Annotated in this window: 14 protein-coding genes; 7 read left to right on the top strand and 7 right to left on the bottom strand. The window is 73.1% G+C overall.

Annotated features, from left to right (window positions below; genetic code table 11):
* The first annotated feature begins 109 nt into the window (after window positions 1–109).
* The gene (locus tag ABZ924_RS23250; RefSeq protein WP_361912926.1) at window positions 110–1,375 is read left to right on the top strand and encodes a hypothetical protein; all 1,266 of its coding nucleotides are present in this window, start codon (window positions 110–112) and stop codon (window positions 1,373–1,375) included.
* Window positions 1,376–1,394: 19 nt separating this feature from the next.
* Window positions 1,395–1,919, top strand: a complete 525-nt coding sequence (locus tag ABZ924_RS23245) for a TQO small subunit DoxD (protein ID WP_361912923.1) — start codon at window positions 1,395–1,397, stop codon at window positions 1,917–1,919.
* Here the strand turns inward: ABZ924_RS23245 and ABZ924_RS23240 are convergent.
* Window positions 1,856–2,131, bottom strand: coding sequence for a hypothetical protein (locus ABZ924_RS23240; RefSeq protein ID WP_361912920.1), 276 nt, complete (start codon window positions 2,129–2,131; stop codon window positions 1,856–1,858). The two genes, ABZ924_RS23245 and ABZ924_RS23240, sit on opposite strands and share 64 nt — an antisense overlap.
* Window positions 2,118–3,494 (bottom strand): PspC domain-containing protein, encoded by a 1,377-nt coding sequence (locus tag ABZ924_RS23235; RefSeq protein WP_361912917.1) that lies wholly within the window; start codon window positions 3,492–3,494, stop codon window positions 2,118–2,120. The genes ABZ924_RS23240 and ABZ924_RS23235 overlap by 14 nt, the downstream gene beginning before the upstream one ends.
* 131 nt (window positions 3,495–3,625) lie before the next feature.
* Between ABZ924_RS23235 and ABZ924_RS23230 the strand changes: the two genes are divergently transcribed.
* The 3 genes from ABZ924_RS23230 to ABZ924_RS23220 all read left to right on the top strand — a co-directional run bounded on the left by ABZ924_RS23230 (window position 3,626) and on the right by ABZ924_RS23220 (window position 6,818).
* The gene (locus ABZ924_RS23230) at window positions 3,626–4,921 is read left to right on the top strand and encodes a PspC domain-containing protein (RefSeq protein ID WP_361912914.1); all 1,296 of its coding nucleotides are present in this window, start codon (window positions 3,626–3,628) and stop codon (window positions 4,919–4,921) included.
* Window positions 4,918–5,628 (top strand): response regulator transcription factor, encoded by a 711-nt coding sequence (locus ABZ924_RS23225; RefSeq protein WP_361912911.1) that lies wholly within the window; start codon window positions 4,918–4,920, stop codon window positions 5,626–5,628. The genes ABZ924_RS23230 and ABZ924_RS23225 overlap by 4 nt, the downstream gene beginning before the upstream one ends.
* An 86-nt stretch (window positions 5,629–5,714) precedes the next feature.
* On the top strand, window positions 5,715–6,818 hold the full coding sequence (locus ABZ924_RS23220; protein ID WP_361912908.1) for an alpha/beta hydrolase-fold protein: 1,104 nt from the start codon (window positions 5,715–5,717) through the stop codon (window positions 6,816–6,818).
* A 34-nt stretch (window positions 6,819–6,852) separates the two neighbouring features.
* Here the strand turns inward: ABZ924_RS23220 and ABZ924_RS23215 are convergent, their stop codons facing one another.
* The 3 genes from ABZ924_RS23215 to ABZ924_RS23205 all read right to left on the bottom strand — a co-directional run bounded on the left by ABZ924_RS23215 (window position 6,853) and on the right by ABZ924_RS23205 (window position 9,346).
* On the bottom strand, window positions 6,853–7,911 hold the full coding sequence (locus ABZ924_RS23215) for an NlpC/P60 family protein (protein ID WP_361912905.1): 1,059 nt from the start codon (window positions 7,909–7,911) through the stop codon (window positions 6,853–6,855).
* A gap of 122 nt (window positions 7,912–8,033) precedes the next feature.
* Entirely contained in the window at window positions 8,034–8,387 is a 354-nt protein-coding gene (locus tag ABZ924_RS23210; RefSeq protein WP_361912902.1) for a hypothetical protein, read from the bottom strand.
* Window positions 8,388–8,413: 26 nt separating this feature from the next.
* Complete coding sequence (locus ABZ924_RS23205; RefSeq protein WP_361912899.1) at window positions 8,414–9,346, bottom strand: alpha/beta hydrolase; 933 nt, start codon at window positions 9,344–9,346, stop codon at window positions 8,414–8,416.
* A 137-nt stretch (window positions 9,347–9,483) separates the two neighbouring features.
* Here ABZ924_RS23205 and ABZ924_RS23200 point away from each other — a divergent pair, with 137 nt between their 5' ends.
* Window positions 9,484–9,786, top strand: a complete 303-nt coding sequence (locus ABZ924_RS23200; protein WP_361912897.1) for a helix-turn-helix domain-containing protein — start codon at window positions 9,484–9,486, stop codon at window positions 9,784–9,786.
* Window positions 9,787–9,908: 122 nt separating this feature from the next.
* A complete protein-coding gene (gene pcrA, locus ABZ924_RS23195) occupies window positions 9,909–12,425 on the top strand; it encodes a DNA helicase PcrA (protein ID WP_361912894.1) in 2,517 nt (838 codons plus the stop codon).
* On the opposite strand, the gene ABZ924_RS23190 is transcribed toward pcrA, so the two are convergent.
* Both ABZ924_RS23190 and ABZ924_RS23185 read right to left on the bottom strand, forming a co-directional pair.
* Window positions 12,401–12,613: a hypothetical protein gene (locus ABZ924_RS23190; RefSeq protein ID WP_361912891.1), complete on the bottom strand. Its 213-nt coding sequence runs from the start codon at window positions 12,611–12,613 to the stop codon at window positions 12,401–12,403. The genes pcrA and ABZ924_RS23190 overlap by 25 nt on opposite strands.
* Complete coding sequence (locus ABZ924_RS23185) at window positions 12,580–14,094, bottom strand: peptidoglycan DD-metalloendopeptidase family protein (protein WP_361912888.1); 1,515 nt, start codon at window positions 14,092–14,094, stop codon at window positions 12,580–12,582. The genes ABZ924_RS23190 and ABZ924_RS23185 overlap by 34 nt, the downstream gene beginning before the upstream one ends.
* Between the last annotated feature and the right edge of the window lie 184 nt (window positions 14,095–14,278).

Below are 14,278 nucleotides of genomic sequence, written 5' to 3'. Positions count from 1 at the left end.
ATCATGAACGGACAATCACCTGCTCTGACATCGTGCGCAATCCGGAGCACTGCCGCAGTGGTGCACAATTCGCTGGCATTGCACCGTAGTTCAGAGAGGCGGCAGGCACGTGGCTGTCCAACAGATCCCCCGAAGCACCCACGGCGGCGCCTGCACCTGCGACGACTGCCCGCACGGCGCGCAGGAGGGGCACCGGCGCGCCGTCGCCGCGTTCCTGGAGAAGCGGGACGAGTTCGCCGCGGGGCAGGGGCTGCCGGCCGCGGTGGCCCGCTCCGTCGGCGCGTCCCGGCAGTGGGTCTCCGACGAGCTGACCCTCTCGGCCCGCACCGTCGCCGACCGCGGCCGCGAGGCCGGCAATTCCTGGCTGTACCTGTTCTCCCGGCGGGCGGTGCTCGCCGTGTGGGTCGCGGCGGGGGTGCTGCTCCTGGCGCAGGTCGGCACCGCGCTCGGCACCGGCTGGTCCGCGGCCCGCACCGCCGGGCTGCTCGCGGCCGTGGTCCTGGCCGGGCTGCTCACCGTCGCCGCCCGCGCCCAGCCGGTGCGCGGCGGGCTGCTGGCCCCGCTGGTCGGGGAGGACAACCGGCTGTCCACCTCGAAGACGGTGCCGAGCGCCTGGCTGCTGCTGACCGCGTTCGCCGCGCTGCTGCCCGCGCTGCGGCTGGCGGCCTCGCCGCCCGGGCCCGAGCGGCGCGCGCTGCACGAGGGGCTCGCGCTGGACCGGGCCCTGCCGCTGCTGGCGGTGGTGGCCCTCACCTCGGCGGTGGCGGTGCTGGTGCGCCGGGTGGTCACGGTGCGGATCCTGGGCCAGCGGCTGCAGAAGCTGCCGGCGGACCGGCCGCGCGGGGCGGACCTGCTCACCGACGACGCGGGCCGCGGCAGCTTCCCCGACGCGCAGTACGTGCTGGTCTCCACGGTGGTGCTGGCCTACGCGGCGGTGACGCTGGCCCGGTTCCCCGACCGGCTGCCGCGGCTGCCGTGGGCGCTGGCGATGCTGGTGGCGCTGTCGGCGGCGGTGTACCTGGCGGCGAAGTACGCGGAGGTGACCCGTCCGCTGGTGCTGTCGGTGGTCCGCAGACGCGAGCCCGGGGACCTCGACGCGGCGATCCGGCCGGGCGACGACATCGAGGTCCGGGGGGTCGGATTCGTCCCGCCCGGGGCGCAGACGCCGGAGATGCTCGCGCGGCTGGTGGTGCGGATCGGGACGGTACACGTGCACGTGCCGCTGGTCCCGGTGGCGGGCGGGTTCACCAACCCCTCGGACGCGGTGCTGACCGTACCGGTCCCCGCGGAAGTGGAACCGGGGCGCGTGGAGATCCAAGTGGTCACGGCAGCCGGAGTGGAATCGAACCGCTGCACCGTCGACGTGGCCGAATGAAGCGGGTAGACATGGGGGTGTGACCCGAACCGACGTTCCCGAAGCGCCCCCGGCCGCGCCCCCCACCCTGCGGGAGAAGGCCGCCCGGCACGCGCTCCTGCCGCTGCGGATCTTCCTGGGCGTGACCTTCGTCTACGCGGGCCTGGACAAGCTGACCGACCCCGCGTTCCTGTCCGCCACCGGCAACGGCTCGATCGGCGAGCTCATGCACGGGGTCCGCGACACCTCCGCCGTCCCCGCCCTGGTGGACCTGGCCCTGCTCTCGCCCGTCGGCTTCGCCGTCCTGCTGGCCATCGGGGAGATCGCGGTGGGACTGGGCGTCCTCGCCGGGCTGCTGACCCGGCTCGCCGCCGCCGGCGGGGCGCTGATCTCGCTCAGCCTGTGGCTCACGGTGTCCTGGCAGGTGTCCCCGTACTACTACGGCAACGACCTGGCCTACCTGATGGCCTGGCTCCCGCTGGTCCTCGCCGGCGCCCCCGACTACTCGCTGGACTCGCTCATCCGGGCCCGCCGCTCGGAGCGGTCCGAACGGTCGGCTCCGTAGGCGGGGTCCGACAGGCTCCGGCGGTCGCGCCGCACCGCGTAGGTCACCATCCCGACGAACGAGGCCAGGACCAGCCCGCCCGCCGCCACGGGGACGACGAGGAACCAGGGCAGGTCGGCCTCGCCGGTCGCGTCGAGCAGGTACAGCACGCCCGCGGCCGTCAGGACCAGGCCCGCGATCAGCCGTCCCGGCTGGAACTCATGACGCCGCACGGGCCACCTCCACCTGTCCCACACCCGCGTGCAGGTGCAGATCGATCGTTCCGCCGGCCTCGGTGCCGGCGGGCGGCTTCAGCGTCTCCTGCTGGGTTTCGCCGCCGCTCTTGATGCGTACGTCCCGGCTGTCGTCGCCGGGCAGCTTGATGTCGCCGAGCTTGACGGAGACGTCCGCCTGCGCGGTGACCTCGCGGGGCACGACCACCTTCAGGCGGCCCGCCTCGATCTCGGCGTGCACGGTCAAGGTGGTGCCCTTGGGGACGTCCAGGCGGCTCAGGTCGAGGGTGGCGAGCCCCGTACCGGACGCGTAGCGCGGCTTGACGTCGGCCACCGCGGCCGGCCGCCACTCCACGCGGTGCCAGTCCGTGCCGACCTCGCGGGGCAGTGCGGAGGCCCCGGCCAGCAGCCCGGCCGTGATCATCGCCAGCAGTACCGTCCCGAAGCCGGTGCGGCCCTTGACCGAGCTGACCGCCAGGCCCAGACCGAAGACCGCCAGCGCCGAGGCCAGCCCGATCTGGAGCGCGTGCGAGAGCGTGCTGCCCTGCCAGACCGACGCGGTCGCGGCTGCCCCGGCCAGCACCGCCAGCACGAACACCCGGCCGCCGATCCCGGAGCCGTCCGGCCTCCGCAGGGACCCCGGTCCCCGGCCGGGGACGGACGCGCCCGCGTCCCGCCCGCCCGCCGGGTCCGCCGCGGCCGCGGCGTCGGCGGCGTCGTCCGGCCCCCACAGGTAGCCGCTCGCCCCGACCGGGCCCGTGGTGCCGTCCTTGACCAGCGGGTCCCGCCACCACGACGGGCTGCCGGGCGCCGGCGGGGCCTTCGTCTCCGGCGGCGCCGGGCTGGGGCTGCCGCCGCCCGCCTGGGGCTCCGCCTCGGGCGCCGGGGCGTGCCGGTGGCGCTGCGACCAGTACGCGGCCCCGCCCAGAGCGAGGATCACCAGGACGGAGAAGGCCGCCAGCCCCCCGTTGTCCAGCATCGACAGGAACAGCGCGCACCCGACCAGCGCCGCGAACACGGCGGCCAGCGTGGCCCCTTCGACCCGGCCGGTCAGCATCTTCTTCGCCTCGCTGTCGTCCTCGCCCTCCACGGGCAGCAGCAGCCAGGCGAAGCCGTAGAAGATCAGGCCGACGCCGCCGGTGACGGCGAGGACGCCGAGCACGATCCGGAAGACCACCGGGTCCAGGTCGAAGTACCGGCCCAGGCCCCCGCACACGCCGGCGAGGACCTTGTCGCGCTTGCTGCGGCGCAGGGGCGGCCGGTCGGCGCCGCGGTCGCCGGCGCGGTCGGCCGTCCGGTCGGTACCGCGATCGGTGGCCCGCCCGTCCCGGGCGGCCTGCGGCGGGGAGTCGTGCTTGGTCATGGGTCCATGGTGGCGGGCCGTGGGGCCCCGCGGCACCGGGCCCTACCCTGGGACAACCCTGATATCCCCCGCCCCGATCTGGGGGGATGCCCTGATGCCCGGCGCCCGCCGCCCGTGTGACCATCAGTGACATGCCCGTTCCCGCCGCCCCGCGCACCCCGCACGCCCAGGACCCCGACGAGGCCCCGCCGCGCAAGCTCTACCGCAGCGCCGACGGCCGCATGCTCGGCGGAGTGGCGCGCGGCCTCGCCGGGCACCTCGGGCTCCCGGTCATCTGGGTCCGGCTCGCCTTCCTCGGCCTGTTCATGTGGGGCGACGGGCTCGGCGTCCTGCTCTACGCCGCGTTCTGGGTCTTCGTACCGCTCGGCGTCGGCGGCCGCACCTCCGACCGCTCCTTCTTCGAGACCCTCCCCGACGGCAGCCGCCGCCTGCGCAAACCCGCCAAGGGCCAGATCACCGCGCTCGTCGCGCTGTGCATCGGCGCCGGGATCTTCATCGCCAAGGTCCAGGCGGGCGGCGCCTCCGGCCGGTACGTGTGGCCCACCCTGCTCGTCGGCGCCGGCGTCGTCCTCGTGTGGCGGCAGGCCGACAACGCCCGCCGCGCCCACTGGGGCGCCACCGCCGACGGCAACCGGCGCATGTTCCAGCTGGCCCGCTCCCTGGCCGGTGTGGCGCTCGTCGGCGTCGGCCTGACCGTCTTCATGGTCGTGCGCGGCTCCGCCGCCCAGCTCGGCAACGTCCTCACCGCGGCCCTCGCCGTCCTCGTCGGCATCGCCCTGCTCGCCGGACCCTGGCTGATCCGGATGACCCAGGACCTCTCCGAGGAGCGCCTGATGCGCATCCGCGCCCAGGAGCGCGCCGAGGTCGCCGCCCACGTCCACGACTCCGTCCTGCACACCCTCACCCTGATCCAGCGCAACGCCGAGGACGTCGGCGAGGTCCGGCGCCTGGCCCGCGCCCAGGAGCGCGAGCTGCGCAACTGGCTGTACAAGCCCGAGGGCACCGGCAAGGACGAGGCCGAGGAGCCCGCCACCCTCGCCGAGGCCGTCAAGAAGGCCGCCGCCGAGGTGGAGGACCACCACGGGGTCCCGATCGAGGTCGTCGTGGTCGGCGACTGCCCCCTCGACGAGAAGCTGGGCGCACAGATGCAGGCCGCGCGCGAGGCGATGGTCAACGCCGCCAAGTACGGTGGCGAGGGAGGCCCGGTGCAGGTGTACGCCGAGGTGGAGGGGGCCACGGTCTTCGTGTCCGTACGGGACCGGGGGCCGGGCTTCGACATCGACGCGGTACCGGACGACCGCATGGGCGTACGAGAATCGATCATCGGCCGGATGCAGCGCAACGGCGGGACCGCACGGCTGCGGTCCGCGCCCGACGGCGGCACGGAAGTCGAGCTGGAGATGGAGAGGGCGGCGAGGGCGGCATGACGGAGCAGAACGCAGACGCGCAGGGGCAGGGGCAGGCACAGCCGGAGCGGCGGGTCCGCGTGGTCCTCGTCGACGACCACCGGATGTTCCGCGCGGGCGTGCAGGCCGAGATCGGCGAGACCGCCCGGACCGGCGTCGAGGTCGTCGGCGAGGCGGCCGACGTCGACCAGGCCGTCACCGTCATCACCGCGACCCGCCCCGAGGTGGTCCTGCTCGACGTGCACCTGCCCGGCGGCGGCGGGGTCGAGGTGCTGCGGCGCTGCGCCCCGCTGATGGCGGCGGCCGAGCGCCCGGTGCGCTTCCTCGCCCTGTCGGTGTCGGACGCCGCCGAGGACGTCATCGGGGTCATCCGCGGTGGCGCCCGCGGGTACGTCACCAAGACCATCACCGGCGCCGACCTGGTGGACTCGGTCTTCCGGGTGCAGGACGGCGACGCGGTGTTCTCGCCGCGCCTGGCCGGCTTCGTCCTCGACGCGTTCGCCTCGACCGATGCGCCGCCGGTCGACGAGGACCTGGACCGGCTGACCCAGCGCGAGCGCGAGGTGCTGCGGCTGATCGCGCGCGGCTACGCGTACAAGGAGATCGCCAAGCAGCTGTTCATCTCCGTGAAGACGGTCGAGTCGCACGTCTCGGCGGTCCTGCGCAAGCTCCAGCTGTCGAACCGGCACGAGCTGACCCGCTGGGCGACGGCGCGCCGCCTGGTCTGATCGTCCGGCCGCCCGGCCGGTTGTGATCCACGCCGCAGGGCCGCGGGGGAACCCCGGCGGGCCGCGCCGCCCTCTAGGGGGGCGTGATGAGCTTGACCGGGACCCCCCTGTTCGTGACGGCGATCGCCCTCGCGGTGATCGCCGTGGTGCTGCCGCTGGCCGTGTGGACCAGGCTGCGCGGCCCCCGGGCCGTGCGCGTCCTGCTGCGCGGCCTGATGGTGGTCTTCGCCCAGGTCACGGCCGTCGCCCTGGTGTTCATCGCGGTGAACCGGGACATGAACTTCTACGCCTCCTGGGGCGACCTGATGGGCACCGGCAAGTACGTCACCGCCGCCCCCGACCTCGGCCCCGACGGCAAGGGCGGCAAGAAGGTCGAGGCGGCGCCGAAGGTGCTCCAGGAGTTCCACCCGGTGGAGGGCGTCGGCGGCCGGGTGCGGAAGACCGAGCTCGACGGCAAGATCTCCGGGGTCAAGGGCGACGTCATGGTGTGGACTCCGCCGCAGTACGACGACCCGGCCTTCAAGGACAAGAAGTTCCCCGTCGTCGAGCTGATCCCGGGCATCCCCGGCACGGGCAAGTCCTGGTTCCAGGGCCTGCACGCCCACGAGGTGCTGGAGCCGCTGATGAAGAGCGGCAAGGTGGCGCCGTTCATCCTGGTCTCGCCGCGCGCCATGCTGCTCGGCAACGCCGACACCGGCTGCGCCAACATCCCCGGCAAGGTCAACGCGGACAGCTGGTTCAGCGTCGACGTCCGCAAGATGGTCACGGACAACTTCCGCGTCTCCGACGAGGCCCGCACCTGGGGCGTCGCCGGGTACTCGGCGGGCGCGTACTGCGCCGCCAAGCTGGCGATCGCCCACCCCGACCGCTACAGCGCGGCCGTCTCCCTCTCCGGCTACAACGACCCGGGCCAGGAGCCCTCCTCGCTGGTCGCCCAGGACCCGGAGCTGCGCCGCACCCACAACCTCAAGAGCGTGCTGCAGACCCAGCCCGCACCGCCCGCGGTCGCGCTGTGGATGTCGGGCGCCGAGCAGGACGGCTACCTGTCCGGCATGGACCTCAAGGCCCTCGCGAAGAACCCGACCACGGTGCACGCGGAGAAGGTCGTCGGCGGCCACAACCTCGAATCCTGGTCGAAGCAGCTGCCGCAGACCTTCGGCTGGCTGACCTCGGTGGTGAAGACGCCGTAGCCGGTGTTCGCGGGCGGCCCGCGGCACGGCGGCGCTACGCCGGCCGGGCCGCGCCCGCCCACGGCATGGAGTCGATCGGCGCCACGCGGACCGTCGAGCCCGGGTGCGGGGCGTGGACCATCTGGCCGTTGCCGATGTACAGCCCGACGTGCGTGACCCCGGAGTAGAAGAACACCAGGTCGCCGGGGGCCAGCTGGTCGCGGGAGACGCGCTGCCCGGCGTTGATCTGGGTGTAGGTGGTGCGGGGCAGGGAGATCCCGGCCGAGCGCCAGGCCGCCTGGGTCAGTCCGGAGCAGTCGAAGGCGTTCGGGCCGGTCGCTCCCCAGACGTACGGTTTGCCGATCGCCCCGTACGCGAAGGCGACGGCGCGCGAGGCGCGCGAGCCGTCCGGGGCCGGGGCCGCGGGGGCAGCGCCACGCGGACCGGTGGCGGCCGACGGGGCGGCGCCGCCGCCCGACTGCGCCTCGTACGCGGCGCGCTCCTCGGCGGTGAGCTTGGCCAGCAGCTGCTTGGCGGTCGCGAGCTTGCCCTCGACGGCGGCCTTGTACGAGGCGAGCTCGCCCTCCCGCTCGCGCAGGTCGGCGAGGCGTCCGGCCGCCGCGTCCCGCAGCTTGCCGACCTCCTCGAGCTGGCGGCGTACGGAGGCGATCTCGGCGGCGTTGCGGTCGCCGGTCCGGGTCAGGAAGGAGGCCCGGTCCAGGTAGTCCTGCGGGTCGTCGGCGAGCGCGAGGGCGGTGGCGGGCCCGAGGCCGCCGCTGCGGTACTGGCCGGCCGCGAGGGAGCCGAGGACCCTGCGGGCGGTGTTGAGGCGGTCGGTCCTGCGGGCGCTCTCGTCGCGCAGCCCGTTCAGCGCGCGCTGGGCCTCGTCGGCCTTCTCCTTCGCCCCGTTGTACCGCTCGGTCGCGGCCTCGGCCTCCTCGTAGAGCCGGTCGACCTCCGCCTTGACCTGGGCGGGCGTCTGCTGCGGGTCGGCCTGGGAGGTGCCTTCGAACGCGGTGGCGGTGGCAGCGCCCGCCAGGGCGAGGGTGGTGGCGGCGGTGCGTACGGTGCCGCCGCGGAGCGGGCGCTGCCGGGGCTTTCGATGACTGGCCACGAGGGCCTCACGTCCTTCCTCCGTCGGGGCGGGTACGGAGGAGGACGCTAGACCGCGGGGTAACGGCCGGATGACGAAATGATCGGAAGTGCCCCGACGTGACCGGATGTGTTGGTTCCGGATCAGTGCCAGAGAGTGGCGATGAAGATATTGACCACGGTCAGTCCGCCGACCGCGCCGAACGCCGCCTTCTCCACCCGCTCCTCGTCGCGCTTGACGTAGACGAGGGCGAGGACCACGAAGAGGACGGCGAGTTTCACGCCGATCTTGATGTGGTTCAGGCTGCCGCCGTCCATCTCGCGGAAGCCGACCAGCAGGACGCCGGTGACGAGCATCGTCAGCGCACCGTGCAGCATCGCCGGCACGAAGCGGGCGGTGCCTGCGCCCATCGCCTTCATCTGGGTGAGGAAGCCGCCGAGGAGCGAGGCGATCCCGATGATGTGCAGGGCGACGAAGGCGTTGATGAGTGCGTCCATGCCGTCGAGCGTACGGGGGCCGCCGCTCAGCCCAGGAAGCGGGTCAGCTCCTCCACGACCGCCTCCGGCCGCTCCTCGGGGAGGTAGTGGCCGGCGCCGTCGACGCGGACGACGCGGGTGTCCGTGCCGAGCTGCGGCACGGCCGTCACCAGGCGCTCGTAGTTGCTGCGCTCGCCGCCGAGGGCCAGGATCGGGGCCGTCACCGGGGCGTAGCCGGCGAGGTCCGCGATGTCCTGGGCGAAGGCCCGGTACCAGGCGTTGCCGGCCCGGATCGCGTCCGGCTCGTCGTAGGCGCGGGCGTACACCCGGCGGGCGTGGTCGTCGATGTCGTCCCCGTCGGGGGCCATCGCGCCGAAGAGCCAGTCCAGCAGGAGCCGGGAGCGCCCGGCGAGCAGCTGCTCGGGCAGGCCCTCCACCTGGTTGAAGGCGAACCACCACAGGTGCCGTATCCCCTCGCGGGGGATCAGCGGCAGCTCGGCCCAGCCCGGCTCCGGGTGCGAGACGTCGAGGAGGGCGATCTTGCGGGTGGCCCGCGGGTGGTTGGCGGCGAAGGCGTATGCCACCATCGCGCCGATGTCGTGGCCGACGACGTGCGCGGACTCGATGCCGAGCCGGCCGAGCAGCCGGTGGACGTCGCCGGCCAGGGTCTTCTTGTCGTAGCCGCCGGCGGGCTTGCCGGAGCCGCCCATGCCGCGCAGGTCGACGGCGATCACGCGGTAGTGGGCGGCGAGGGCGGGCAGCACCTTGCGCCACTGCCACCAGGTCTGCGGCCAGCCGCCGAGCAGGACCAGGGGCTCGCCGCTGCCTCCCTCGACGTAGTGCAGGCGGACGCCGTCGAGCTGGGCGTGGCGGCTGGTGAAGCCGCCGTCGAGGGAGGCGGCGAGGGCCGCGTCGTCGAGGGGGGTCTCGGGCGTGGGGGTCTCGGGCGTGGGGGTCGCGGGCGTGGGGGTCTCGGGCATGGGGGTGTCCTCCCGTGGGGCGGCGCCGGGGCTGTCGGCGCGCGGCTGATCGTTCGAAGATCTCGTACGATTTTTGACTGTACGAGATCTTCGAATGGTCAGGCAAGGGGGCGGCCCGGCCTCAGTACAGTGAGGGCATGGCCGCCGCTGCTGAGCTGACCCACCCCGACGCCGACCGCCTCGAACTGGCCGAGGTGCTCGCGGCCCTCGGGCACCCCGTCCGGCTGGAGATCGTCCGCAGGCTCGCCTCCGGCGCCGAGGCCTCCTGCGGCGAGGTGGTCCCCGACCTGCCCCGCTCGAGCGTCACCCACCACCTGAAGACGCTCCGCGAGAGCGGCGTGATCTGCCAGCGCCCCCAGGGCCGCAAGCTCTACCTCACCCTGCGCCGCGAGGACCTGGAGCGGCGCTTCCCGGGCCTGCTGGAGCTCGTCCTCGCCTGACGCCCGTGGCGGGCGGGGCCGGTCGGGCGGGCCCGTCCTGCGGGGCGCGGGATGTGTGATGCGACCCAAGTTCTTCCGGTCCGGGGCCGGGTGTCCGTCCGGCCCCCTAGACTCGGAAGGCGATGAGCAGCCTCTTTGACGACAGCTTCCTGGCAGACCTCACCCCCTCCGACGAGGTCCCGCCGCCGCCCGAGGAGTACGAGGACGAGCACGCCCCGGAGTCGGGCGCGGACGACCTCTTCGAGGGCCACTTCGACCTGCCCATGAGCGGCGACGCGTACTACCGCGACGGCAGCCCGAAGCCGGTCATCGACCCCGCGGCCCTGCTGGACGGGCTGAACGAGCAGCAGCGCGCCGCCGTCGTCCACGCCGGCTCCCCGCTGCTGATCGTGGCCGGCGCCGGCTCCGGCAAGACCCGCGTGCTGACCCACCGCATCGGCCACCTCCTCGCCGCCCGCGGCGTCCACCCCGGCCAGATCCTGGCGATCACCTTCACCAACAAGGCCGCCGCCGAGATGAAGGAGCGCGTCGAGGGCCTGGTCGGCCCCCGCGCGAACGCGATGTGGGTGTCCACCTTCCACAGCGCGTGCGTGCGCATCCTGCGCCGCGAGTCCAAGCGCCTCGGCTTCACCTCGTCGTTCTCGATCTACGACGCGGCCGACTCCAAGCGCCTCATGGCCCTCGTCTGCCGCGACCTGGACCTGGACCCGAAGAAGTTCCCGCCCAAGTCCTTCAACGCCAAGATCTCGAACCTCAAGAACGAGCTCATCGACGAGGACGCCTTCGCCGCGCAGGCCGCCGACGGCTTCGAGAAGACCCTCGCCCAGGCGTACGCGATGTACCAGGGGCGGCTGCGCGAGGCCAACGCGCTCGACTTCGACGACATCATCATGACCACCGTCCACCTGCTCCAGGCGTTCCCGGACGTCGCCGAGCACTACCGGCGGCGCTTCCGGCACGTCCTCGTCGACGAGTACCAGGACACCAACCACGCCCAGTACACGCTCGTGCGCGAGCTCGTGGGCGCCGGCTACCCGGACCTGCCGCCGGCCGAGCTGTGCGTGGTCGGCGACGCCGACCAGTCGATCTACGCCTTCCGCGGAGCGACGATCCGCAACATCCTCCAGTTCGAGGAGGACTACACGGACGCGACGACGATCCTGCTGGAGCAGAACTACCGCTCCACGCAGACCATCCTCTCCGCCGCCAACGCCGTCATCGAGCGCAACGAGAACCGCCGCGCCAAGAACCTGTGGACCGAGGCCGGCTCCGGCGCCGTCATCACCGGCTACGTGGCCGACACCGAGCACGACGAGGCGCAGTTCGTCGCCGACGAGATCGACCGGCTCACGGACGCGGGCGACGCCAAGGCCGGCGACGTCGCGATCTTCTACCGGACGAACGCGCAGTCCCGCGTGTTCGAGGAGGTCTTCATCCGGGTCGGCCTGCCCTACAAGGTCGTCGGCGGGGTCCGCTTCTACGAGCGCAAGGAGGTCCGTGACATCCTCGCGTACCTGCGCGTCCTGGCGAACCCCGAGGACAACGTGCCGCTGCGCCGCATCCTGAACGTGCCCAAGCGCGGCATCGGCGAGCGCGCCGAGGCGATGATCGACGCCCTCGCCCTGCGCGAGAAGATCACCTTCCCGCAGGCGCTGCGGCGCGTGGACGAGGCGTACGGGATGGCCGCGCGCTCCACCAACGCGGTGAAGCGGTTCAACGTGCTGATGGACGAGCTGCGCACGATCGCCGAATCGGGCGCCGGGCCCGCCGTGGTCCTCGAAGCGGTCCTGGAGCGCACCGGCTACCTCGCCGAGCTCCAGGCCTCCACCGACCCGCAGGACGAGACCCGGATCGAGAACCTCCAGGAGCTCGCGGCGGTCGCGCTCGAATTCGAGCAGGCGCGCGCGGGCGAGGACGCCGCGGCAGCTGCGCCCGGCGCTGCGGGGGGCTCCCTCGCCGAGTTCCTCGAGCAGGTCGCACTCGTCGCCGACTCCGACCAGATCCCGGACGAGGACACCGAGGGAACCGGCGTCATCACGCTGATGACCCTGCACACCGCCAAGGGCCTGGAGTTCCCCGTGGTCTTCCTGACCGGCATGGAGGACGGGGTCTTCCCGCACATGCGGGCGCTGGGCCAGACCAAGGAGCTGGAGGAGGAGCGGCGCCTCGCGTACGTCGGCATCACGCGTGCGCGCGAGCGGCTGTACCTCACCCGCTCCGCGATGCGCAGTGCGTGGGGCACCCCCTCGTACAACCCGCCGTCGCGGTTCCTGGAGGAGATCCCGGCGCAGTACCTGGAGTGGAAGCGCACGGGCGCGGCGCAGAAGCCGGCGGGCCCGATGCGCTCCGGATCCGGCTCGGGGTACGGCTCGGGCAAGGCCTCGTTCGGCACCTCGCCGGAGGCCTTCCTGTCCTCCTCCCGTACGCGCTCGGGCCCGTCCGGGTTCGCGACGCGCCGGGCCGCCGACAAGCCGGTCGTCGCCCTGACGGTGGGGGACCGGGTCACGCACGACCAGTTCGGTCTGGGCACGGTCATGGAGGTCAGGGGCGCCGGCGCGGACGCCCAGGCCACCATCGACTTCGGCGACGACAAGCCCAAGCGCCTGCTGCTGCGCTACGCGCCGGTGCAGAAGCTGTAGCCGTAGCCGTAGCCGTAGCCGTAGCCGTAGCCGTAGCCGTAGCCGTAGCCGTAGCCGTAGCCGGCGGCCCGGTGCAGGGCTGGAGCTGCACCTACGACGAAGCCCGGGCCGTGGCGGCCCGGGCTTCGTCGTAGGCGGGGGAGGAGCGCAGGGATCAGGTCGGGTCCAGGCCGTGGCTGCGCAGCCACGGCACGGGGTCGACCGCGGAGCCGCCGCCGGGGTGGACCTCGAAGTGCAGGTGCGGGCCGGTGGAGTTGCCCGAGTTGCCGGAGTACGCGATGACGTCGCCGGCCTTGACCTTCCCGGACCGGATCTTGGTGCTGCTCAGGTGGCAGTACCAGGTCTCGGTGCCGTCGGGGGAGGTCACTATGGCCATGTTGCCGTAGGCGCTGTTCCACTGGGTGCGCACGGTGCCGTCGGTGGCCGCCATGACGGGGGTTCCGTAGCCGACGGGGAAGTCGATGCCGGTGTGCACCGACATCCACATGCCGCCGGCCTGGCCGAAGCTGGCGCTGAGGCCGTGCTGGGACACGGGCACGGCGAACTTGGGGCGGGCCGCCTCCTTGGCCGCCTCCTCCTCCGCCTTGCGCTTGCGCTCCTCGTCCTGGCGCTGGCGCAGGTCGATGCGCTCCTGGGTGCGGCTCGCGCGGTCCGCGAAGTCGCCCGCGTCGGCGCTGAGCGCCTGGAGCTGGGTGTCGAGCTTGTTGTTGGCCGCGACGGGCTTGACGGAGGCCGGGTCGGGCGCGGCCATCGTCGTCGTGCCCTCGGCCGGCTTGTCGGCGCCCGTGAGCCCGCCGACGGAGGCGGCCGCGACACCGGCCACGCCCATCACGCAGGCCGAGGGAACGGCCACGGTCAGCAGGGCGGAACGCTTCGCCGGGGACCTGCGGCGGCTTCCGGCAGCAGGCGGCGCACCCTTGCTCCCGGCCCGGCGCGAGGCCCGCGGGGCGGCGGGGACGTCGGCCGAGGACGTGACGGGCATGGCCTGCGTGGGCAGGTCGTGCACGACGGGGGCGTCGTCCTCCGCCTCGACGTCCTCGACGTCCTCGTCGCCGAGGGACTGGAAGACGGCCGTCTCGGTGTAGGAGTCGGCGTCGGAGCCGTAGGGGGCGGCGTCGTACTCGTTCTCGTACTCGAACGAGAAGGCCTGGGTCTGCTGCTGATCCTGCGGAACCTGCTCCAGGGGCACCTGCGCCTGGAGCACCTGCTCCTGGGTGAACTGCTCCTGGCTGAACTGCTCCTGCGGGACGGTGTTCCAGGCGGTGGCGTCGTAGGCGCCCGTCTCGGTGCCGGTGGTGCCGTACCCCGGCATCGCCCACTGGCCGGTGCCCTGGTCGTAGCCGAAGCCGGTGGCCGTGGCCTGGAAGTCGGTGCTCTGCACGGTCCAGGAGCCGGTGTCCTCGGGGACGCCCTGGGCGGGAACGGTCGAGAGGTAGCCGTCCTGCGGGTAGCTCTCCTGCGGAACCGTGTTCCAGGCGGTGGCGTCGTAAGTGCCGGTCCCATAAGGCTCGTAGGCACCGTAGGCCTCGTACGAACCATGCGCAGCGTAGTTGTACCCCTGTCCCTGCGTTTCATAGGAAACGTAGGTGGAATCACCAGCGAAAGTGGTGGTGGAAAGGCCGTCGTACCCGGAATCGGGGTACAGGCCCGACGAGGGGCGGTCGTTCACCAACTTCTCTTTCGCCTCGGCAGTGGGGGCCTGGGTGGCCAGGGTGAGGGGGGTTCCCTGGGGAGAGCAGTGGCGTGACTGTACCCGGCGGTCACAGGCGACGACAATCTTCGGACGGCTTCAGCCTGAGCGGAACCGGGCATTCGGCCGTCTTTCGGTCGGCACGATGCCCAGCCTTGGCCTT

The organism is Streptomyces sp. NPDC046876 (assembly GCF_040645035.1).
GTDB lineage: Bacteria > Actinomycetota > Actinomycetes > Streptomycetales > Streptomycetaceae > Streptomyces.
This window is presented reverse-complemented; position numbering and strand designations above follow the sequence as displayed.